Source organism: Microseira sp. BLCC-F43 (genome assembly GCF_041929235.1).
Classification (GTDB): Bacteria; Cyanobacteriota; Cyanobacteriia; order Cyanobacteriales; family Aerosakkonemataceae; genus Microseira.
Genome location: NZ_JBHFNP010000088.1, coordinates 1 through 23,312 on the forward strand (window position 1 = coordinate 1; position 23,312 = coordinate 23,312).

Here is a 23,312-nt window from a genome sequence, read left to right on the forward strand (position 1 = left end):
TTGGCGTTGGGAACCAGCGCTTCTGCCCTTGGAGGGAGTGTAAGACCAAAGCGGTTTGGACGTAAGTCCACTACTGATGAGGCAACTCCCCGTGAATTGGGAAGCCTACGTTCACCCGATAGGGGAGCGTAGGTAGTTCACCTCGCTCTGTTTAACAGGCAAGGTCTAAATTCAACTTACCTATACAGGACTTACGCGCACCCATCCAGGTTTCTACGAAAAATCGTTGATTTGTAAACTAGAGAGCTAGGTGGAAACAAAGGTGATAGGTTAGTCATGGGTAAGTCCTGGTATATTTTAATTATGAAATAAGGAGATAAAAAGTGAAAATCGGAGCGAATTATCTTGGTAACAATCGTTGTGAATTTACAGTTTGGGCACCGGCTCACGAAGATTTAGCCGTACAAATTGTATCTCCGGAAAACCGCTTCTTGCCAATGCAAAAAGACGAGCGGGGTTACTTTTCAACAATGGCAGAAAATATTGAACCGGGAACGCTTTATTATTACAAAATAGCCGGAGAAAAGGATTTTCCGGATCCAGCATCGCACTCGCAACCAAAAGACGTACACGGCGCTTCAGAAGTAGTCGATCATACTAAAATGAACTGGACTGACGCCGATTGGTCGGGTATTGCTTTAGAGGAAATGATAATGTACGAACTGCACGTGGGCACGTTTACACCCGCAGGCACGTTCCTGGCAATTATACCGCGCTTAAGGGAATTGCGCGAGTTTGGGGTGAACGCAATTGAAATTATGCCCGTGGCTCAATTTCCAGGCGATCGCAATTGGGGTTATGATGGCGTATATCCGTTTGCGGCGCAAAATTCCTACGGCGGTAGCGAAGGATTGAAAAAGCTGGTAGACGCGGCGCATAAAGAAGGATTATCAATTATTCTGGACGTAGTTTATAACCACTTTGGCCCGGAAGGAAACTACACGAGTCAGTTTGGCCCTTATTTTACAGAAATGTACAGAACTCCTTGGGGTAGGGCGATAAATTTTGACGATATTTATAGTTTCGGGGTGCGGGAATTTTTTATCCAAAACGCGCTTTACTGGTTGGAAAATTACCATATTGACGCGCTGCGATTGGATGCGATTAACGCAATTTATGACTTAGGGGCGAAACACTTCTTGCAAGAATTGGCAGAGCGAGTAAATGAACTTTCTATGCGGGTAGGGAGGAAATTTTATCTAATAGGAGAAAGCGATTTAAACGACGTGCGAGTAATTCGCGAAAAAGAATTAGGCGGATATGGAATAGATGCTCAATGGAGCGATGATTTTCATCACGCCTTGCATACAGTCCTGACAGGAGAACAGGGGGGATCTTATCAGGATTATGGTAGCTGCGAACAACTAGCCAAAGCTTTTAAAGAAGGCTTTGTTTACACCTGGAACTATTCCCAATATCGGAAAAGATATTATGGGAGCGAGACAGGAGATCGCTCGGGAAATCAATTTGTCATTTTCGCCCAAAATCACGACCAAATCGGCAATAGAATGTTAGGAGATCGACTCTCGAATTTAGTTGATTTTGAAGCTTTGAAACTAACTGCGGGTGCTGTCTTCCTTTCCCCTTACATTCCGATGCTATTCATGGGGGAAGAATACGGAGAAGATTCGCCTTTCCTCTACTTTATCAGTCACACAGATGCCGATTTAGTCGAAGCGGTAAGGCAGGGAAGAAAGCGAGACTTTTCTGACTTCTATAGCGAAGGAGAATTTATCGATATCTTCAGTAAAGATGCCTTCGATCGATCTAAATTGAAATGGGAGAAACGGCAAGAAGGCAAACACAAAGTCTTGCTCGAACTGCATCAACATTTAATTCAGCTACGCCGCACAATGCCAGTTTTGAAAAATCTGGATAAGCAAAATATAGAAGCATCTGCTGTAGAGGAAGATAAGCTAATCTTCCTCCGCCGCCGCGACAGTATGGGAAACCAAATCTTCTGCATCATGAACTTCAACCAAAAAGATGTAACCTGCCAAACATCACCCGGAGGAATATGGCGAAAGATATTAGATTCTGCCGATACTAAATGGATGGGAGAGGGTTCTAAAATGCCAGAAAAACTAATTCACGCTCAAGAAGTAACAATATGTCCCCAAAGTTTCGCGCTTTATGAATTAGAAACATTAGCACAAAGTTCGTAGTAGGGACTTTAGTCCCTCAAACCATAAATCAGGACTCTTGTCCTGACTACGAACGGCTAATCAATCAGGACTCTTGTCCTAACTACGAACGGAAACATTATTGTGTAGTCAAATTAAATTATGCGGATTACTACAGCAACTTACCGAATTCAATTCTATTCATGGAGCATCAATGGGTTAAAACGAGCGCTGGCGGAAGTGCTGCGAGTTTTTCCAGTTTATCGGACTTATGTAAATGGAGATGGTTTTAGCGAACAAGATCGGGGTTATATTCAGGAAGCGATCGCACAAGCCAGAGAACGAGTTCCCCTCCTATTAAACGAACTAAATTATATCGAAAAATTGCTCTTGCTCGACTGGGAAGAGTCGCTAACAGAAGAAGAAAGAGCCGAGCGACTTCATTTCGTGATGCGGATGCAACAGCTAAGTGGCCCTTTAATGGCAAAGGGAATTGAGGATACCTTATTCTACGTTTATAACCGACATTTAGCTTTAAATGAAGTAGGCGGATATCCGGGTAAATTTGGCATCACCGGTGAAGATTTCCACGAATTTAATCAACACCAAAACGTTGCTTGGCCTCATAAAATGAACGCCACGGCTACCCACGATACTAAACGCGGCGAAGATGTGCGGGCAAGATTGCAAGTGCTTTCAGAAATACCCGAAGAATGGGAAAAACAGGTGAAAAATTGGAGCGAAATTAACCTGCCCAAGAAAAGCTATGTGCGAGGGAAAGCCGTTCCGGTTCCCAATGACGAATACTTCTTTTATCAAAGTTTGTTGGGTGCGTATCCCTTCGATGAAAGCGAGAACGAATCATTTTTAGGGCGGGTTAAAGACTATATCCTTAAATCAATCCGAGAAGCGAAGCTGCACAAGGCTTGGTTGCGCCCCGATAGCGATTATGAAGCAGGATTTCTGGCTTTTGTGGAGAAAGTTTTAGATCCTTCTGACTCGAATCAATTTATCAAAGAGTTTCTGCCTTTCCAAAAGTGGATAGCCACCTATGGAATTTATAATTCGCTTTCCCAAACTTTGCTGAAGTATACATCTCCAGGCGTCCCCGATACTTATCAGGGAACCGAGTTGTGGGATTTGAGTATGGTTGACCCAGATAACCGTCGTCCGGTAAATTACGAACGGCGAATCGAGTATTTAAAGGAGATTAAAGACAAAGCACAGACAGATATTCATCAACTGCTCGATGAGCTATTGTCTAGCAAGGAAGATGGGCGAATTAAGCTGTTTTTAACTCACAAAGTGCTGCAAGCAAGAAAAGAGAATTTGGCAGTTTTTGAGCAAGGAGATTACCAACCTGTGGATGTGGTTGGCAAGTATAGGGATTGCGTCGTGGCGTTTGCGAGAAGCTTTGGGGATAAAATGGCGATCTCCGTCGCCCCTCGCTTCTTTACCACCCTAGTAAAACCAGGGGAATTGCCCCAAGGCGAGCAAGTTTGGGCAGATACTAAGTTACTAATGCCCCAAGGCGTGCAGTCTACCTGGCGCGATGGGATTACCAATCAAACCGTTTCTGGGGGGATAGGGTAGCGATCTCGCAAATTTTACAACACTTCCCCGTGGCATTGCTGATTAGTCAGGGTTAAACTATTTCATGGTGCCGTACTCTGCTCGAAGAGAGCACCCTACGTATATTCAGATCTTGCAGCAATCTCCCAACCCGCCCGGAAATAAATTTCCGGATTACTGTAGAGACGTTATATATAACGTCTCTACAAGTTATATATAACGTCTCTACAAGTCGGTTAAAACCGACTAAATGCCATCAAACCAGTCCGTTTTAACGGACTTACGCTAAAAGCCCTTGGAATTTATTCCCTGGCGGGGTATGAGATTGGTGCAAGATCTAAATAACTCAAGTTGCTAGTTATGGAATCTTGGTTTTAGATCCCCCCAGCCCCCCTTATTAAGGGGGGGAATTTACGTTAAGCACTCTTGGGCCCCCCTTGGGAAGGGGGGTTGGGGGGATCGCTTTTATAACTAGCAACTTGGGTTAAATATACAAACTTTGCGTAATTCCTGTTTATTTGAATCATATGATGTCCGGTCGATTACCCATAATTAGCAGCCGGGACACGGCATTATTAAAGTTATCTATTTGTCCGAGATATCTATGATGCCGTGTCCCTACGCAACGACTCTGTGAGGTTTCTTTATTATGGGCAATTCAACGGACATCATATCAAAAAATATACCAGTAGGGGCGCGGCATATTCCACGATAAACGTTAATTATGTCGTGCCCTGGAGTCGCTTTGTAGCTGTGAATACAAACTGATTTAACATTATACCTCTGGCGGTCTGAAAAGAAGTTATGCCAGAAGTCTATTAATCTCATACTTTAGTTAGACGAAGGAAGAAGTACGACCAGTTAATTTGTGAATAACTTCTCTCAAAGAGAAGGATTCCAGCTTGCCTTATGAAACAAAACTTGGGGAATTAAACTCTTCAGGGCTGACGCAGCGACAATACCTGTTGCTAACAATAATCTAATGGGTAATTCTGCGTCAGCCCTGATTTTTATCCTGATAGTCGCCAACAAATGTTTGTTAATTTGGCGGGAGATTCCCTATGGCAAGCGTTTTGATTCTCGCGATTGACTAGCAATTCGCATTCGCTAAATGGAGGAATTCAGTAAAGTACATGGCAACAAAATTTCCCAAATTTAGCCAAGACCTTGCTCAAGACCCGACTACCCGTCGCATCTGGTACGGAATTGCCACGGCTCACGATTTTGAAAGCCACGATGGCATCACCGAAGAAGGTCTTTATCAAAAGATTTTTGCCACTCACTTTGGGCACGTGGCAATTATTTTCTTGTGGACTTCTAGCCTTCTATTCCACGTTGCTTGGCAAGGTAACTTTGAGTTATGGATTAAAGATCCAATAAACGTGCGTCCCCTCGCCCACGCGATTTGGGACCCGCACTTCGGCAAACCGGCAATTGATGCCTTCACCCAAGGCGGTGTCAGCTATCCGGCTAACATTGCTTACTCTGGCGTCTATCACTGGTGGTACACCATCGGGATGCGGACGAATAATGACCTGTATCAGGGTTCGGTGTTCTTGCTGCTGCTAGCTGCACTTTTCTTGTTCGCGGGTTGGTTGCACCTACAGCCGAAATTCCGTCCCAGCTTAACTTGGTTTAAGAGTGCGGAACCTCGGCTCAATCACCACCTGGCAGGGTTGTTTGGCGTCAGTTCCTTAGCTTGGACGGGTCACTTAATTCACGTGGCGATTCCCGAATCTCGCGGAATTCACGTGGGTTGGGAGAATTTCTTGACGATGCGACCCCACCCGGCGGGTTTAGCGCCGTTTTTCACGGGGAATTGGGGAGTTTATGCCCAAGATCCTGATACGCTCGAACATGCTTTTGGTACTTCCACTGGCGCTGGAACTGCGATTTTGACGTTTTTGGGCGGCTTCCATCCCCAGACGCAATCTTTGTGGCTGACGGATATGGCGCACCATCACTTAGCGATCGCAGTCATCTTCATTATCGCCGGACACATGTACCGGACAAACTGGGGGATTGGTCACAGCATCAAAGAAATGCTCAACTCCAAAAATTTCTTTGGCACTCCAACCGAAGGTCAGTTTAACCTGCCCCACCACGGACTGTACGACACCTATAACAATTCGCTGCACTTCCAGCTAGGAATTCACCTCGCTGCTTTGGGAGTCGCCGCGTCGTTGGTAGCGCAACACATGTATTCGCTGCCGCCTTACGCCTTCATGGGGTTTGACTATACCACTCAAGCAGCGCTATATACCCATCACCAGTACATTGCAGGCTTTTTGATGGTGGGTGCATTTGCCCACGGTGCGATTTTCTGGGTGCGGGACTACGACCCAGAACAAAATAAAGGCAACGTTTTGGATCGGGTACTGAAGCATAAAGAAGCGATAATATCTCACTTATCGTGGGTATCGCTATTTTTGGGCTTCCATACATTAGGGTTATACGTCCACAACGACGTTGTGGTCGCCTTTGGCACCCCAGAAAAGCAAATTTTGATCGAGCCGGTGTTTGCTCAGTTCATCCAATCAGCGCACGGTAAGCTGCTGTATGGCTTCGATACCCTGCTTTCCAACCCAGATAGCATTGCGACAACGGCTTGGCCAAACCACGGTAACGTTTGGTTACCTGGCTGGTTGGATGCGATTAATCACAGCACCAACACGCTGTTTTTGACGATTGGACCGGGAGATTTTCTGGTGCATCACGCTTTCGCACTCGGTCTGCACACGACTACCCTGATTTGCGTCAAGGGTGCGTTGGATGCGCGCGGTACCAAGCTGATGCCCGATAAAAAGGACTTCGGCTTCACCTTCCCCTGCGATGGCCCTGGTCGGGGCGGCACCTGCCAAACTTCGGCTTGGGAGCAATCTTTCTACCTCGCCATTTTCTGGATGCTCAACACGATTGCCTGGGTGACTTTCTACTTCCACTGGAAACTGTTGGGCATCTGGCAAGGGAATGTGGCACAGTTCAACGAGTCTTCAACCTACCTCATGGGCTGGTTCCGCGACTATCTCTGGCTGTATTCGGCGCAAACAATCAACGGATACAACCCCTACGGTACGAGTAACCTGTCTGTCTGGTCTTGGATGTTCCTCTTCGGACACTTGGTTTGGGCAACTGGCTTCATGTTCCTGATTAGCTGGCGCGGTTATTGGCAAGAGTTGATTGAAACTCTCGTCTGGGCGCACGAACGCACGCCGCTGGCGAACCTGGTGCGCTGGAAGGATAAGCCTGTTGCTTTGTCCATCGTTCAAGGTTGGTTGGTGGGTCTAGTTCACTTCACCGTTGGCTTTGTCCTCACCTTCGCGGCATTCCTCATTGCCTCCACTGCGGGTAAATTCGGTTGATTTTGTCGCGGTTGACACTCCGCTGCATTCCGGATGGCGGATTCTTGCATCTACTGATTCCTCTCACAAGGAGAGGAATCTTTCATCAAGTTCGGGGCTGTGGCAAACAGCCCTTCTTAATTTTTATTTATAGATAAAACTTTATAAAACCTTTAAAAAATCGGCTTTTTTCAAGTTTACCGAAATTGCAGAGACGGGTATTTTAGATAAATATTCTCGTTTTAAGCATTTGGAGATGAGCGCGCTTCATCGCTCAAAAAACTTTATGCTCAACAAAATTGAATTCAAATTATTTGCACCTCACAACAAAAGCGTCAGTAGTCAGGAAACGGGGCAAAAGTCTACAACCCGCCCGGAAATAAATTTCCACAGCGAGTAGCTGAAGTCGGTTTTAACCGACTAAATCTAATCAAACCAGTCAAGTTTAAGGCAATTGAGCTATGAGGAGAGACTGAGTTCTCTTGCTACAACCCGCCCGGAAATAAATTGCCGGGCTAATAGCTGAAGTCGGTTTTAACCGACTAAATCTAATCAAACCAGTCCGTTTTAACGGACTTGAGCTACTCGCTGTGGGAATTTATTCCCTGGCGGGTTCAATATTTTTGCAAGAGGTTTAGTGAAACAGTCGATGATTGCATAAAGCCCCTACACAACGGACTAATTAACCAAAAATGCCCCAATTTTGAATGCCCTGCTGGCTAAAAATTTCTCCAGCACGATTAATTTCTTCATCGGTCCCATCTACGATGAGTGAAGTACCCGACGCTCACCAACGGTTGAGCGCGGGCTTCTCAGTTCAAGCGGGAGTTGCCGCCGCAGCAGTAGACTTACGCCCATGCCGCTTTGGTCTTACACTCCCTCCGTGAGCAGTAGTCCCACTTCCTGAGACCAGTATCCGCAAGCCTTCATTTTTGATGTTAATGGCAGCATTGACATCTCGATCGTGCGTTTTACCACAATGAGGGCAATCAAACGATCGGATATCCAGCCCCATTTTGGGGATTGGTAAGAGTGTTTCGGAGCAGAGGTGAGAAGAGGGAAAGAAGCGATCGACTTCGATGTAAATCTTTCCTTCCATCTCTCCTTTGTATTTGAGCATGGTACAGAACATTCCCCAGCCCACATCTGAAATAGCTTTGGCTAGGTTGTGGTTTCTCACCATGTTCTTAACTGCCAGATCCTCTACACAAATAACTTGGTTTTCGTTCACTATTTTGCGGGATAGCTTGTGTAAAAAATCCTCTCTTACCCGTGAAATCTTAGAATGCACTTTAGCCAGCAACTTTCGAGCTTTTTGGTAACGTTTAGTTGCTTTGTTCTTTTTGCGCGATAGTTTGCGCTGCTTACGCTTCAGGTTCTTTTCGTGCTTTTTAAGGTGCTTTGGATTGTTGTATTTTGATTTATCTGATGTGACCGCAAAATGCGTTAATCCCTGGTCAATCCCTATTGCTTTCCCTTCTTTGTTCTCTTCAGGTTTTGCAGTTCTATCGTCAAACAAAAGTGAAGCATAATAGCGACCGTCCGGCATTTTGGAAACAGTGACATTTTTTAATTTTCCTTCAAATGTCCGGTGAATTTTTGCACTCACCTTCCCCAAATAGCCAGGAAACTTGATGAGCGATTCACTTTCAATTTTGACGTTAGCGGGAAACTGAATCGACTGCCGCCCATACTTTGATTTGAATGTCGGATATTTAACGCGACCGTCAAAGAAGTTGATAAAAGCTTGAGACAGGTTTAGGACGGAAGATTGAAGACACTGCGAATAACATTCACTAAGCCATTCAAACTCTTTTTTCCAGATTGGAAGTTGTTTTTTCATGTCATAAGCAGAAACACCTTTGCCCGTCTCCTTGTAGGTTTCAGACATAATGGCAAGCGATCGATTCCACACCCATCGACAACAACCAAACGCTCTTGCTAGATACGCTTGCTGCCCATCAGTGGGATAGATTCTGACCTTGACTGCTTTCAACATGATTCGACCTTTATCACGCTTCTTGAATTATGATAACACATTTCCTAGACGAGTGGGAAAGGTTATTGTTCCTTCGCTACCGCGAAGTCACGCGCCTTTCATCCCGACACTCACCCCTGCGGGGTAGAGTGCGGGGCTTCCCGGCTACAAGCTAAATAATAACCTTGGATCAGGCGATCGCTATAAGTTCTCGCTTGCTGTTCGTCAATACCCAACTCAGTTAGTGCTTTCACCAAACCACCGCTATTGGCTACAGTCAGCGCCGTACCTGCGACACCTGTAAGCAACCCTACGCCGAGGCTACCAGCGGCTAGGATGGGACCGATACCGGGAAGGGCTAAACTGGTCAAACCGACTAAAACAGTACCCCAGGTAGCACACGTAACGGCGTCTCCCATTGCTCCTGTGGAATCTACATCTCGATCGCCGATGCGATCGCTCATTGTTACACCACTAAGTTGAGCATTTTCTGCGGCTTGTTTGGCAATGACGGAAACGTTCTCCATGGGAAAATTGCCAGCTTTTAATTCATTTATTGCTTGCTCTGCGGCTTTACGGCTGGGGAATATGCCAAAAGCACGTTTTTTAGCGTTCGCAACCATATTTTCTTCCTGCTACCATGTCAGACTCATATTAAAACTTTCGTCTTTTCTTAATATTTTTATTAGTAAATTTAGATGTTTCATCCCTCTAGCGATGTAGCCTACGAACTCAGCAATTGATCGCTTGCTAAATCAACAAAATCCCTACAGAAAGCGTGGTCGAACCAACATTTTATCCAGCACAAATATCGGTCTTAAGAAAGGGTGATATTTTGACACTATAGATAGACATTATCGCTGGAATGGGTGGTTAAGATGAAGCCGTAACAAAGCGTAATAAAGCGGGTAAAAGGCGTGCAATCAATCAAATTTACCTCGGTCTCTGTGGATGAAGAATCTATTAAAGGACTAGCGATCGCTGTTTCCATCATTAGTTTATGGGCGATTAGTCTAATTTTTCTACTCTCCGTCGCTCTTTCTCAAGTTCCTATTTTTTGGATAGGGGTTGGTTTGGTTTTACAAACCTTTTTATATACAGGTTTATTTATTACGGCTCACGATGCCATGCATGGGGTGGTTTATCCTAAAGACCCCAGAATTAATAACTTTGTAGGGTCACTAGCCTTATTGGTTTATGGACTATTTTCTTACAAAGAATTGTTGAAAAAGCATCATTTGCACCATCGCTTTCCTTCTAGCGAAAAAGATCCAGATTTCCACGACCTCAAGCACAAAGACTTTTTTAGGTGGTATCTCTATTTCATGAAAAATTACTGGAGTTGGACAAGACTAATGGGGTTGAATTTAATCTTCATTATTCTTGCGATCCAGATTCCCATTGCGAACATCGCTTTATTTTGGATAATTCCTTCACTTTTGAGTTCGGTGCAATTGTTTTATTTTGGCACCTTTTTGACCCACCAAGAGCCAGAAGAGGGATATACAAATCCTCATCGCGCCAAAAGTACTTCATTTCCCGTTTGGTGGTCGTTTATCACTTGCTATAATTTTGGCTATCACGAGGAACATCACCAATATCCTAATGTTCCTTGGTGGAAGTTGCCCGAAGTGCGCGAACGGCACAACTGTTAGTGCATAATTTACCTAGATCCAGCCGAGTGCGATGCAGATCTGCTCGGCTAATAGCAACGGACGAAAAGGTTTGGCGAAAACAGCAGCAACTTCCAAATTGGCAAAGTTTTCTCGCTCTGATTGTTGGGCTTTTGCTGTTACTAAAATTTCCCGATTGAGCCATTAGCCATTAGCCATTAGCCGCAACAAGTTTCAATCATTGTCATAATTTCATCAAAGCAGAAATTATATACCAGCGTACTCAATTCTTTTGCTAAACTTCTGTGAGTAGAAGGAATTTGATCGATCAGTTGGGAAATCATATCCCCATCAACTGCGATCGCTGCTTGATACAATTGTTCAATCCATTCTGAAGGCATTTCTGCAATACCATCAAGTTGCTCGATTTGACTGTTAGCTGGAGTTAGAGAGTTTTCTACTGGTGGCTGTTCGTAAATATATTCTACTCCCAAATATTGAGCCAGTTTATCAAATATCACTTGTTCTCTAAAAGGTTTGCGAACAAAGTCATCGCATCCCGCTGCAAAAACATTGGCTTGTTGTTCTTCAAACCCACTCGCGGTTAAAGCAATAATGAAAGTATTAGGAAAGTAATTTTCCTCAAGAGCTCCCACAGGCGAGACGCCTGTGCTACGCTGCTCAAGAGCTCCCACAGGCGAGACGCCTGTGCTACGCTGCATGGCTTTTATTTGCCTAGTAGCTTCGTAGCCGTCCATTAGAGGCATTCGCATGTCCATCCAGATTAGATGAGGATGCCACTGCTGCCAAATTGCGATCGCTTCTTCTCCATTCGCCGCACTTCTCGTTTCAAATCCCACCGTTTGCAGCAATCGTAATAGTAATTGGCAATTTTCTTGCCGGTCATCTACAACTAAAATGCGGTATAATGGTTGATTTGGAGCCAGTTGAATGACTCGCCCTTTGGTCGTAGATTGGGCAATAATTTCCCCGGCTTTAGCTAACGTGACTGGCAGATCAAAACTGAAAATCGACCCTTCACTCAAGACACTATTGCAATCGATATTTCCTCCCATTAGTTGCACGTATTGTCTGCTAATTGTCAATCCTAAACCAGTCCCTTCTTTTGATTTAATTCCGCTTTCGGTTTGGACAAAAGGTTGGAAGAGGCGATCCATTTCTTCGGGGGCAATGCCTTTGCCGGTATCTTCTATTTCAAAAAATAGTTGAGGGTTAACGGTTTGGGTTCGCTCGGCAAATGCCCGCAACGTGATGCCTCCGGTTTGGGTAAATTTAACCGCATTTCCCAATAAATTAATTAACACTTGCCGCAATTTACCTTCATCGGTGACAACAACTTGCGGCAAGTCGGGGGCGATATCAAACTCCAGGAATAATTGCTTGCTTTGGGTGCGAATTTGAAACATTTCTTGCAAGGTTTCTAATAAAAAATGCAAGTTAAATGGAGCCGGATTTAAAACGATTCGCCCTGCCTCAATTTTGGACATTTCTAACACATCATCGATCAGAGCGAGCAAGTGTTCGCCGCTGCGGTTAATAATTCCCAGGAATTCTCGCTGACGGGAGGTGATGGCGGGGTCTCGTTCCATTAATTGGGAAAAACCGAGAATGGCGTTTAGCGGGGTGCGGAGTTCGTGACTCATATTTGCTAAGAAAATACTCTTAGATCTGCTGGCATTTTCGGCGGTTTCTTTGGCAACTTTTAAAGCAGATTCGGCTTGATGTCTGGCGCGTCCGATGGCGATGATTTCTCCTACCAATCTGACTAAATTAATATCATCTTGACTCCAAGTTTTGGCAAACCGCATGGCATCTGCACCGATATAACCGACCACTTTGCCAGCGTGAATCATGGGGACATTCAGGCAAGATTTAATCAATTGTGTTTCAAAAGATGCTCGGGTTTCTGTTGCGTCTGGTGGCAGTTCGTCTAGATGAGAAAGGGCGACGACTCGACCGTTAAGCATCTGGTGATTCAACCAAGAACAAACGTTAATGGAAGCCTCAGTATTCTGATGGCAATTGCCAAAAACTTGAATTCCAGCCGCACACCAATCGTAAAGCAAGCGGTATCGTTCTTGGTTTTCTGCATACTCAAAAATGCAGAGGCGTTCGGCATTGATGAACTTAGCGATCGCTTCTAATGTAAAATGAATCGCCGCGTCTGCATCAGAGTCGATAAACTGCCTGGAAATACTGCTCAGCAGGCTATCAATTTGGGCGCGACGCTGGAGTGCGGCTTCAGCTTGTTTGCGCTTGATGCCTAAGGCAATTTCTCTAGCTGCAAAGTGCAATGCTTCGAGGGTAGATTCGGTTAATTCTGATTTGGAAAAAATCACCAGCATTCCTAATATTTCTGACTCTAACATCAGGGGATAGCTGGCAGCAGCAACAATTCCCTCGCGCTGCACCCAATTCGGATTGACAATGGCTCGATTTTTGAGGATGGCGTTATTGCTAGAAAGCTTTTGCGATTGATTGGGGAAGAATTTGTGAAAAGGTATGCGATTGTAAGCAGCATTAGAGCGAGTATTGCTGCCTGCATTCGCTTGTAACTCGAAGATATTTTCTGTGGCGTTGATCGTCCAAATGCGCGCGCAAGTAATATTTAAATGTTTGACTGCCGCCTTTGCACAGCGATTGAGCATGACTAATAAACTATCGCTCATTCCGAGTGCGCTACCGACATCGGCGCGAAATGCGGCTAGACTTGCCCGTTGTGCTAAAGCAGCTTCTGCTTGCTTGCGATCGCTCAAATCTTGCACAATCGCTTGGACGTATTTGTTCGCGCCTACATCCACTGCTGTTAAACAAACTTCTGCCGGAAAATCCACCCCATCCGCGCGACGGTGCATCCATTCAAAAGTATAATTGCCTTTTTCTAAAGCTAACCCGATCGTTTGATTGGCAAGTGTATAAGCATCTTCACCATTTGGCTGGATGGGAGATGAAAATAGAGAAACATGCTTGCCAATCATTTCTGCACGAGAACAGCCAAAAAGTCGTTCTGCTGCACTATTACAATCCACAATTCCCGTCGAATTCCCCAGTACAATTGCAGAACTAATCGATTCGTAAAGCGCCCTTAATCTCGCTTCAGAAAGTCGCAACGCTTCTTCTGCCTGAATTCGCTCTGTAATATCGGTGATTGTGGCTAACGCGCCTATAAATTCTCCTTTCTCGTTTTGGAGTGGATTGCCAGAGACAATTGCCCACAAATCAGAGCCATCTTGGCGACGGAATTTAAAATCGTGTTGTTCTTCAATTCCTTGACGACGACGTTCTAGATATTGGGATGCGTACGCAATGTATTCTTCATCCATAAAATTAAATATTGGCTGACCGATGGTTTCAGCCACCTTATAACCCAGTAGATCGGCCATTTTAGGATTGACAAAAGTAGTAATCCCATCCGCGTCTATTTCCCAGATTCCTTCTTGTGCCGTTTCGATAATTTGACGATATCTTTCCTCACTTTCAGCTAAAGCAGCTTCGGCTGATTTGCGAGCAGTAATATCGCTAGAAATTACCGTCGCCATCCAACAATTTGCCGCTGCATCTCGCTCAGGGCTAAAGCTAAAAGCAAACCAGCGCAATCTGCCATCCGGGTGGTTGTACCGATACTCGCCTTCGCAAGCTTCCCCGACAAAAACAGATGCAACACCTTGTTGATTGAGAACTGCAAAATCTTCCGGCACTATGCGCGAACCGAAAATATTTTTGTCAGCAATTATCGCTTCTGGCGCATAGCCCCAAAGCTGAATACTGGCAGGAGAACAATATTCAAATTCCCATTCACCATCATCATAAATCCTCACTCTAGAGATGACAGCCAACGCCCGATTAAGAATTGTTGTGAGTCTGGTTTCTGAAGCGATTAAAGCTGCTTCTGCACGTTTATTGTCGGTAATATCAATGGAAATTCCCGTTGTTCTCCAACAGTCTGTCGCATCATCTCGAACCGAACTCAAAGTCAGGGAAATCCAGCGCAGACTTCCATCTGGATGGAAATAGCGATACTCGCATTCATAAGTGCGTTCGGTAAAAATATAATCAAAGACATTTTGCAGCATTTCTTGCCAGTCATCCGGGTGCATCCGCGATGCAAACAAGTATTGATCTGCCATTAATTCTTCAGCCGTATAACCCCAAACCCAAACACATCCCTGTGAATGATATTCGACTTCCCATACCCGATTGCTGTAATTGCGGTAATGGCTAACAGCACCACGCGCACTGCTGAGAATCATATTGAGTTTCGCTTCTGATGCTTTTAAAGCTTCTTCTGCTTGTTTGCGTTTGCGCAGCGCAGCTTGCTGTTCGCTTATATCCAGCCCTACACCAACAATTACTTTTTTACCATTAGCATCTTGCGCTAAAGCAAGATTACTAATATGCCATGCCCAAGTACCATCTTTATATTGAACTCGATACTCAAGTCCAGAATACTTTTCACCCGTTGTTAACACTTGGTTGAAAGCATCTAAAACTTTTTCCTCGTGATCAGGATGCACGGCAGGCATGTAATTACCTACCAGTTCCTCCGGAGAGTAACCCATGACATGCAAAACATTAGGAGAAACGTAGGATACCAACCCATCCGGGTAAACGATAAACATCAAATCGTTAACGTTCTCGACAATGGTGCGGAACTTAAATTCACTTTCTCGCAACGCTTCTTCTGCTAGTTTCCGTTCGGTGATATCCCACCCACTCGCAACGATCAGCAAGTTTCCCTCTTCATCTCGTAAAGTAGATGCGTTAAAAACATGCCATCTCCAACTGCCATTTTTATGTCTGACGCGCTGTTCAACTCCTAATTGTTTTTCCCCTGTTGTTACGACTCGGTTGAAGGCTTCCTGACACTTGGATATGTCATCGGGATGGACGAAGGGTTCAAAAGATCGACCCTCCATTTCATCCGGAGTATATCCCATTAAATCTGAAACTTTAGGCGAAATGTAGCATAACTTTCCCGTTGCAGTGTCGATCAGGACAAAGATATCATTGGCATTTTCTACGATGGCGCGCAACTTGGTTTCGCTGGCTTTTAATCCGGCTTCGGCGCGTTGGCGATCGTCCCCAATCGCGCTCCAGCTACCAGAAATTTCCAGCACAGAAACCGGGTCTCTTCCAGACGGCTGAAATTCATACTCTGTAATTTCGTACTCCCCCTGAGTCACTTTGCTACTGCGTTTCAAGCATCTACGAACGGCTTTTCGGGCTTTTGGAAGCGGTACCACCTCTAATAACTTGTGTCCGATGATACTGCTGTGCGGGCGAGCGACCAATTGTTCAAACGACGCATTGCACCACTGCACTTGCTTGCGTGCATTGCAGAAAACGACGGCTGGCGCGATCGCATCCAACGCCACTTGCATTTGTTCCACCAACACAGCTAAATTCGCGCTCATTGCACACACCCCAGCTACCATTGCGTTTTGGCGTTTGATCAAGCCAGAGGCAGAGCCTCTCGGCACTCGTTCCCAGGCAAGAGCCTGGGAACGAGATCTCCGAGGATCCGCCTCCGGATGTTGCGTTTTATTACAAGTTGCGGTTCTTCCCTACTTCTTCCCGATTCTTCCCTAATTTTATAACCGTAGAACTACAGACACCACTTAAATTACTTTAAGAGAAAATTAAATGATTCCTGAAAAAATAGCGACATTTTTGCAGGCTGTTACCAGAATTATGGGTAATTCCCCGCAACAGCGCCGCTTTGACAGCAATCATCAAGCGACTGCCAAAAAATTATCAATATCCCTGGGGGGTGCGATGGTTGCATTTGGCACATCGGCTGCTGCCCAAGCCGCGACTTTCGTATCTACAAATGACGATTTACGCAAGTTGCAAGCGGAGCGGTTGCGTTCACAGATATCGCTATATCTGATACTGGAAAGCTATTCGGAATTAGCTTCAGCGAGTTGTAAGAAGTTGATTTGAATAAGTTGCTAGTTATCTCTCTGGGAGCGGCTAATGGCTAATGGCTAATGGCGAGATTGGTAAAAATCCTATATTAGCAATTAGCAAGCTGGCAACGCCGATAACTAGCAACTTGCGTTAGTAGTGGGGATTTAGTATTTGATGCTGCTAATAATCGATTATTGGCGATTTCTAAAGGCGGGCAATACGGAAAAGATCGCTTGTATTCCATCGATATAACCAATTCTACTTACCTCGTTCTTGGGGATGGCAACATTGGTTTTAAACATGTGTTTGGCTTGACCTTCGAGAATGGGAATTTGTTTGGATATACGAGAGATCGCCAACAAATTTTCATCAATACCGTCACCGGACAAGGTACATTTGTTCGCAACATCACCGGCACAAACAGCGAAATTTGGGGTGCAACTTACCAAGCCCCCAAGTCGGATACTGAGAAAAGCGTACCGCAACCGAGTACGGTATTGGGATTGCTAGGCGTTGCAGCGATCGCAGCAAGTTCGCGACTGAAGCGGAAAAAACATCCGGCTTTCTAGTGGTTCGTAGTTGCGCTAAGCGGGAAGACAGCGCAACTACAAGCTTAAAGATTTTTATTTGAGATGGCTCGCGTCATAGCCTTATTAGTGTATAATTATTAAATTTGTGAATCAACTCGCCTGTTTGTGGGCGAAACAAAGGTAAAAAAGCAGCTAATCTGGCATTGATTGGGGAGATATATATGGCATCTATCAGCAATTTAGTCAAAGAAGCTTTAACGACAGGATATCTGACAGTGAGCGCGGAAAACAAATTGCGATCGCTCCTGAGAACTAAATACCCATCGGAAGATTTAATCGCCTTTATGGAGTTGCAACAAGCAGCAATGAACGGTTGGGTAAAACAAGAGTCTCGCGAATTATTAAATCGTCAGCAAAATTCTCCTTGTTATTTTAATTGAACTGGCGCGATTCAGAAACCCGGTTTCTTTAAGAAACCGGGTTTATAGCCGTTTCAAGCCAGACTAGATCCCCGTATAAAGACAATTCGCCCAGTCTCAAACGTTTTCGGTAAAACCCGCCCCTACAACACCATTAACCATACGAGTCCGATACGAAGGGACATGATATTACGCAAGAAGAGGCGATCGCCAAAGTTTCGACCTAGTAGTAGCACAGGGGCCTTTAGCCTTGTGATGCAACGCAAAACCGATTGATGCCGTGCCCCGACCGCGATGATTTTTCTGGGCCACCCCCATACGTGAGTAGTAGCACAGGGGCCTTTAGCCTTGTGATGCAACGCAAAACCGATTGATGCCGTGTCCCTACGACTCAAAATTTTCCATTCTTCCCATCGCACCGGAGGGACACGGCATCGGAAGAAGTTTGAGCGGGGGATAAAACTTACTGATGCCGTGTCCCTACCACAAATTGGATTGAAACCTTAGGCAAACACCAAAGTTTCTCTGAAAAATCGTCGCTTTGTCACGAGAGATATACGCAGAAACAAAGGTGAAAAGCAATCTGATCTAATGATTCAAGCAGACCAAGCTTCCCGGAAGTCGGCATAAAGCGTCAATCCACCATCGATAAACAGCGTTTGTCCGGTAATATAAGCCGCTTCATCAGACGCTAAAAAAGCCACTGCTGCCGCCATTTCTTCGGAAGTACCAGCGCGCCCCATCGGAATGTGACTTTCTACAACAGCCTTTTTTTGGGGGTCATCTATCCAAGCTTGATTAATCGGCGTAATAGTCGCGCCTGGGGCGATGGCGTTGACGCGAATGCCTCGGTTTGCATATTCCAATGCCAATGTTTTAGTCAGATTTTCCATCCCGCCTTTACTGATGGAATAGCTGACATACATCGGTCTGGGAATAATTTCGTGAACGCTGGAAATATTGATAATAATCCCTGGACTGTTTTGGGATAGAAAGTGTTTGATAGATTCGCGGGCGCATAGATAAGCACCCCGCAGGTTGACTCCAATCACCCGGTCAAAGTCTGCTGTGGGAATTTCGTGAGATGGGCATTCGATTTGAATTCCGGCATTGTTGAGCAAAATATCTAAACTGCCAAATTTCTCAACTACCGTATTGACCATTCTGATAATGTCTTCTTCTTTGGAGACATCGCCTTGAATTAACAGAGACTTAACACCACAATTTTCGATGTCTCCACATGCCTTTTGCATCGCCATTTCTTCGGTATCTTGGGCCCCTTCCGGACTGGAGCGATAGTTGATGGCAATGTTGCAACCTTCTTGGGCAAGGCGGATAGCTATTGCCTGACCGATGCCCGAACTTCCGCCTGTAATTAGGGCATTCTTATTTTTCAATCCTTTCATGATGTTTCTCCCAGTAATAGAACAGAAAACAAATGCTGATTGCTAATTGCTAATTGCTAATGGGAAATTGCAAGTTTATCGCAAATTTTCTGGAACGTTTTCAGGCACGACCCAGTAATAAAGCGTGTGCTGGCGGTCTCCTTCTGATTCCATTTGCACTACCCGCTCTGGTTTCCAGTCGCCCATTGTGTAATTGTGGGAGACAATACGAGTACCGGGTTTGAGTTCTTGCAACAACTTGGGTCGCAGTCTTAAATTGACATCTTGCAGCAGATAAAGCGTCACTACAGTTGCGTTGCTCAAGTCGGTTTTGAACAAGTCTTGTTGCCGGAATTCGACGCGCGAGCTTACTCCCGCAGTCTGAGCATTATTTCGACTTTGCTGCACGAGTTGGGGATTAATGTCCACGCCGGTAGCACGACTCGCGCCGTATTTCTGCACCGCTGTAATCGGAATTCGCCCATCGCCGCTACCGAGGTCGTACAGCACATCATTTGGACCGACCTTTGCCAGTTCCAGCATGGCGTTCACAACTGATTGTGGCGTTGGGACAAAGGGGACATCTGCTTCCCTTTCTTGGGGTGGAAGCGCGGGTGCAGGTGTTTGAATTGGAGTGGAAGTAACTGGAGCTTGAGCTTCTGCTTCAAAGTTGCGTTCCCCAGTTGTGCATCCAACAAGTCCCAAACTCGCAACGCTCGTTCCTGTAATCAGTAACAGTAAGATTCGTCGCCATCCCATAGTCTTTTTTCCTGTTCAAGTTTTGCCGTTTCGCTCTCATGCAAAATGCTTGCATCGCTTAAAAGTTGTAACCAACGCCCACTGTTAGACCGACTTCTGCTCCATCAATAAAACCGACATTTGCCGCAGCATTTGCTGTAAATCGAGGCGACAGCGGCACATCTATACCCCCTGTCAATAGAAAGCCAGCTTTAGCACCATCATTTGTTGAAACTACAGCTCCCCCACCCAGATAAGGAGCGAGATTAATTTGTCCATTTGGAGTGACTGACTGGACTGGAAAATCAACAGTCAGCGGCACTAAAAAAACTGGAGGAGTATCGGTAACCAAAACCGAGGGACGCAAAGACAAATTGTTAGTTAAACCAATCTTGCTGATAATCGCAAAAGACCTTTCGCTCAGAGGTGAATCGCCCCCAAAACCGATGAGATTTCCACCGATGCCAATGTAGCTCGGACCAGAAAGAGTAGTTCTACCAGGCGCAACATTTTGTGCTACCTGACGTTGAGTCCGCAACCCAGAGCTAGAAGTACTTGCCGTACCCGGAACGCGTGCAGGTGCCGCAGCATTTTTCCTAGTTTGAGCTTGTGCTGAGAATCCGCTCAAAGCAACGATTGCAATAGTAAGGCTAGCTAGAGAGCAAGTGCCTTGCAAAAAACGAGTATTCATGACTAAAATCACCATAAACAACGGTTGAAAAGTTTAAAGACAGGCGGGACGCCTATCCCACAAGAGTTTGCCTATCCCACAAGAGTTTTGGGAGAAGTTTATTCAACTCCCTATCTTTAAGGTCAAAAACAAATGTGACCTGAAAGTGACAAACCAGTGATATTGAGATTCAGAAATTACCCTTAAATCTCTCGATGTAGGGTGCGTTAGCGATAGCGTAACGCACCACCGATGAGATTTAGTCTCTCCATGTAGGTGCGTTAGCGATAGCGTAACGCACCAACCCACAGAGATTTAGAATCCGCAAAGTTAAGAATTGCAGTTGCGGATCAAACTTGCCACCAAACCAGTCCAACCTGTTTGATGATTGGCTCCCAACCCAGCACCATTATCGCCGTGGAAGTACTCGTAAAACAGAATCAGATCGCGCCAGTGAGGATCGGTTTGAAACAGGTAATTGCCACCATGAACGGGGCGATGATTTGTACCATTTTTTAAGAAAATCCTCATCAGTCGATGGGAGAGTTCTGTTGCCACTTCTGTTAAATTCATGAATTGACCAGATCTTGTGGGGCATTCAACTTTAAACTCATCCCCCAAGTAACGGTATAACTTTTGCAAGGACTCAATAATTAAGTAATTCATGGGAAACCAAACTGGGCCACGCCAGTTAGAATTTCCACCAAACATCCCGCTGGTAGATTCTGCGGGTTCGTAATCAACCCGATAAGGCTGTCCGTCAATTTCAAAAATGTAGGGATGGTCGGCATGGTATTTGGAAACAGATCGGATGCCATAGGGACTCAAAAACTCAGTTTCATCTAACATTCTTTGCAAGATTGATTTGAGTTTTTCCGGGTTGACAATGGCAAGCAATCTTCTAGCTCCGATTCCTGGTATTTCTAAACAAGCGATATTTTTTTGCAGGTTGGGGCGATTGTTAATAAACCATTCAAACCGTTGCCTAAAACCTGGGAACCTCTCTAAGGTATTTTGCTCGAGGGTTTCCACTGCAAACAGGGGAACTAATCCCACCATCGAACGCACTTTGAGATGGTGTCTTGCGCCGTGAGGTAAGTGCAACACATCATAGAAAAATTGGTCGGTGTCATCCCACAAGTGAATATTGGTTTCACCGATATGATTCATCCCATCGGCGATATAAAGAAAATGCTCGAAAAACTTGCTGGCAATATCTTCGTAAGTTGGGTTATTTTTGGCTAATTCCAGAGCCATAGCCAGCATGTTCAAGCAATACATTCCCATCCAACTTGTCCCGTCAGATTGGTCAATATGTCCACCCGTCGGCAACTCGTAACTGCGGTCAAAAATACCGATGTTATCTAACCCTAAAAATCCTCCCTGAAAGACGTTGTTTCCATTATTGTCTTTCCGGTTAACCCACCAGGTAAAATTCAGCAGCAATTTTTGAAAGACTCTTTCTAGAAAGTCTGTATCGCCACGACCATAAACTTCCTGCTCAATTTGATAAACGCGCCAAGTTCCCCAGGCATGAACGGGAGGATTCACATCGCTAAAATGCCACTCGTAGGCGGGAATTTGTCCATTGGGATGCATATACCATTCCCGCGTCAGTCGATCTAGTTGGCGCTTGGCAAAATCAGGGTCAATCCTTGCCAGTGGGATTGTATGAAATGCCAGATCCCAAGCAGCAAACCAGGGAAATTCCCACTTATCTGGCATGGAAATAATGTCATCATTATAAAGATGCATCCATTCTTGATTTCGCTGATACTGTCGCTCAGGAGGGGGTTGGTTAGGATCGCCGTTTAGCCAGTCTTCCACCACATAGTGATAATACTGCTTTGTCCACAGCAAACTAGCAAATGCTTGTCGTTGTACGTTGCGGTCATCTTCTGAGAAATTCCCTGGGGAAATCCGTTGATAAAATTCATCTGCTTCTTGTTTTCGCTGGTGAAAAATTACCTCAAAATCTGTCCCAAAAGGTTCTAATAATTCGGTATTGTCTGTTAAGCGCAGCCGCAGAATTTGGGTTTCTCCCGCCCCGATGGTTAATTCGTAATCTGCTGCTGCTTTGGTTCCTATTTGTTCGGGATTCACTGCCTCTGTTTGATTGTTGACAATGCAATCGTTAATTCCATCTTTGACATAGGGAGAATAGTTTTTAATGCCAAAAAGCCGCTCGTAATTCGTTTCGTTTTCAGTAAATAAAAGAGTTTTAGCATTCTCACAGTAGAGACAGCGTTGCCCTAAAGTGGGATGAAAGGCATCGATGACGTTGGATTGAGATTTTCTCAGGATTGGTTTTTTAGCATTTTCTTCCCAAGACCAGGTGTTGCGAAACCAAAGCGTAGGCAAAATATGTAGATTTTTTGTTTCATTACCTTGATTGACAACAGTAATTTGAATAAGTATATCTTCGTCTGATGCTTTGGCATATTCAACAAATACGTCGAAGTATTCGTTATTGTCAAAAACCCCTGTATCGACTAATTCAAATTCTGGATCGCGATAACCTCGCCGCTGATTTTCTTGAACTAATTGAGTGTAAGGAAATGCCTTTTGGGGATATTTGTAAAGGTATTTCATGTAGGCATGGCTGGGCGTGTTGTCAAGATAAAAGTAATATTCTTTAACATCTTCGCCATGATTGCCTTCAGGACCAGATAGTCCAAATAGCCGTTCTTTGACGATGGGATCGGAACCATTCCAGAGTGCGATCGCAAAACACAGCCTTTGATGATTATCCGAAATTCCCGCAATCCCATCTTCCCCCCAACGATAGGCGCGAGAGCGAGCATGGTCGTGGGGAAAATAGTCCCAAGCTGTACCATAAGAGCTATAATCTTCTCGCACAGTTCCCCACTGACGTTCGGCTAAATACGGCCCCCATCTGCGCCAATAAGCTTTACGGGTACGGTCTTCTTCGAGTCTTTTTTCTTCTGCGGTCATCTCGTTTTCCTCCTGAGTTGATGCGTCAATTCAGTTCAGTGGAGATGGTGCGTTACA

The 23,312-nt window shown here is 45.1% G+C and carries 14 protein-coding genes; 7 read left to right on the forward strand and 7 right to left on the reverse strand.

The features are described from left to right. The first annotated feature begins 323 nt into the window (after positions 1-323). From treZ to psaB, 3 genes are all read left to right on the forward strand, one after another. Positions 324-2,165, forward strand: coding sequence for a malto-oligosyltrehalose trehalohydrolase (gene treZ / locus ACE1CM_RS13370; RefSeq protein ID WP_374878004.1), 1,842 nt, complete (start codon positions 324-326; stop codon positions 2,163-2,165). A gap of 120 nt (positions 2,166-2,285) precedes the next feature. Then, positions 2,286-3,716 (forward strand): hypothetical protein, encoded by a 1,431-nt coding sequence (locus ACE1CM_RS13375; protein WP_374878006.1) that lies wholly within the window; start codon positions 2,286-2,288, stop codon positions 3,714-3,716. 1,112 nt (positions 3,717-4,828) lie between these two features. After that, the gene (gene psaB / locus ACE1CM_RS13380) at positions 4,829-7,057 is read left to right on the forward strand and encodes a photosystem I core protein PsaB (protein WP_374878008.1); all 2,229 of its coding nucleotides are present in this window, start codon (positions 4,829-4,831) and stop codon (positions 7,055-7,057) included. A 796-nt stretch (positions 7,058-7,853) separates the two neighbouring features. On the opposite strand, the gene ACE1CM_RS13385 is transcribed toward psaB, so the two are convergent. Further along, positions 7,854-9,035 carry an RNA-guided endonuclease InsQ/TnpB family protein gene (locus ACE1CM_RS13385; protein ID WP_374878009.1) on the reverse strand — a complete coding sequence of 394 codons (1,182 nt, stop codon included), beginning with the start codon at positions 9,033-9,035 and terminating at the stop codon, positions 7,854-7,856. Between the two features lie 110 nt (positions 9,036-9,145). Beyond that, the gene (locus ACE1CM_RS13390) at positions 9,146-9,637 is read right to left on the reverse strand and encodes a hypothetical protein (protein ID WP_374878011.1); all 492 of its coding nucleotides are present in this window, start codon (positions 9,635-9,637) and stop codon (positions 9,146-9,148) included. A 294-nt stretch (positions 9,638-9,931) separates the two neighbouring features. Between ACE1CM_RS13390 and crtW the strand changes: the two genes are divergently transcribed. After that, entirely contained in the window at positions 9,932-10,669 is a 738-nt protein-coding gene (crtW, locus tag ACE1CM_RS13395; RefSeq protein WP_374878013.1) for a beta-carotene ketolase CrtW, read from the forward strand. A gap of 176 nt (positions 10,670-10,845) precedes the next feature. Here the strand turns inward: crtW and ACE1CM_RS13400 are convergent, their stop codons facing one another. Continuing rightward, entirely contained in the window at positions 10,846-16,062 is a 5,217-nt protein-coding gene (locus tag ACE1CM_RS13400) for a PAS domain S-box protein (RefSeq protein ID WP_374878015.1), read from the reverse strand. A gap of 229 nt (positions 16,063-16,291) precedes the next feature. On the opposite strand from ACE1CM_RS13400, the gene ACE1CM_RS13405 reads away from it, so the two are divergent. The 3 genes from ACE1CM_RS13405 (at position 16,292) to ACE1CM_RS13415 (ending at position 17,528) form a co-directional block, all read left to right on the forward strand. Then, a complete protein-coding gene (locus ACE1CM_RS13405; RefSeq protein ID WP_374878017.1) occupies positions 16,292-16,591 on the forward strand; it encodes a hypothetical protein in 300 nt (99 codons plus the stop codon). 161 nt (positions 16,592-16,752) lie between these two features. Beyond that, the gene (locus tag ACE1CM_RS13410; protein WP_374878019.1) at positions 16,753-17,127 is read left to right on the forward strand and encodes a PEP-CTERM sorting domain-containing protein; all 375 of its coding nucleotides are present in this window, start codon (positions 16,753-16,755) and stop codon (positions 17,125-17,127) included. 182 nt (positions 17,128-17,309) lie between these two features. Continuing rightward, positions 17,310-17,528, forward strand: coding sequence for a hypothetical protein (locus ACE1CM_RS13415; RefSeq protein ID WP_374878020.1), 219 nt, complete (start codon positions 17,310-17,312; stop codon positions 17,526-17,528). A gap of 575 nt (positions 17,529-18,103) precedes the next feature. On the opposite strand, the gene ACE1CM_RS13420 is transcribed toward ACE1CM_RS13415, so the two are convergent. The 4 genes from ACE1CM_RS13420 to ACE1CM_RS13435 form a co-directional block, all read right to left on the reverse strand. After that, on the reverse strand, positions 18,104-18,913 hold the full coding sequence (locus tag ACE1CM_RS13420; RefSeq protein WP_374878022.1) for an SDR family oxidoreductase: 810 nt from the start codon (positions 18,911-18,913) through the stop codon (positions 18,104-18,106). A gap of 75 nt (positions 18,914-18,988) precedes the next feature. After that, entirely contained in the window at positions 18,989-19,651 is a 663-nt protein-coding gene (locus ACE1CM_RS13425) for an SAM-dependent methyltransferase (protein WP_374878023.1), read from the reverse strand. Between the two features lie 58 nt (positions 19,652-19,709). After that, positions 19,710-20,321 (reverse strand): hypothetical protein, encoded by a 612-nt coding sequence (locus ACE1CM_RS13430; protein WP_374878024.1) that lies wholly within the window; start codon positions 20,319-20,321, stop codon positions 19,710-19,712. 309 nt (positions 20,322-20,630) lie between these two features. After that, the gene (locus ACE1CM_RS13435; RefSeq protein WP_374878026.1) at positions 20,631-23,255 is read right to left on the reverse strand and encodes a glucosidase; all 2,625 of its coding nucleotides are present in this window, start codon (positions 23,253-23,255) and stop codon (positions 20,631-20,633) included. Positions 23,256-23,312: the final 57 nt, after the last annotated feature.

Excerpts from the sequence above, each read along its gene's own strand:
- ACE1CM_RS13385 (WP_374878009.1), bottom strand. The coding sequence starts at position 9,035 with ATGTTGAAAGCAGTCAAGGTCAGAATCTATCCCACTGATGGGCAGCAA.
- ACE1CM_RS13405 (WP_374878017.1), top strand. The coding sequence starts at position 16,292 with ATGATTCCTGAAAAAATAGCGACATTTTTGCAGGCTGTTACCAGAATT.
- ACE1CM_RS13400 (WP_374878015.1), bottom strand. The coding sequence starts at position 16,062 with ATGAGCGCGAATTTAGCTGTGTTGGTGGAACAAATGCAAGTGGCGTTG.
- ACE1CM_RS13425 (WP_374878023.1), bottom strand. The coding sequence starts at position 19,651 with ATGGGATGGCGACGAATCTTACTGTTACTGATTACAGGAACGAGCGTT.
- ACE1CM_RS13415 (WP_374878020.1), top strand. The coding sequence starts at position 17,310 with ATGGCATCTATCAGCAATTTAGTCAAAGAAGCTTTAACGACAGGATAT.
- ACE1CM_RS13375 (WP_374878006.1), top strand. The coding sequence starts at position 2,286 with ATGCGGATTACTACAGCAACTTACCGAATTCAATTCTATTCATGGAGC.
- ACE1CM_RS13390 (WP_374878011.1), bottom strand. The coding sequence starts at position 9,637 with ATGGTTGCGAACGCTAAAAAACGTGCTTTTGGCATATTCCCCAGCCGT.
- ACE1CM_RS13430 (WP_374878024.1), bottom strand. The coding sequence starts at position 20,321 with ATGAATACTCGTTTTTTGCAAGGCACTTGCTCTCTAGCTAGCCTTACT.
- ACE1CM_RS13435 (WP_374878026.1), bottom strand. The coding sequence starts at position 23,255 with ATGACCGCAGAAGAAAAAAGACTCGAAGAAGACCGTACCCGTAAAGCT.
- psaB (WP_374878008.1), top strand. The coding sequence starts at position 4,829 with ATGGCAACAAAATTTCCCAAATTTAGCCAAGACCTTGCTCAAGACCCG.
- ACE1CM_RS13420 (WP_374878022.1), bottom strand. The coding sequence starts at position 18,913 with ATGAAAGGATTGAAAAATAAGAATGCCCTAATTACAGGCGGAAGTTCG.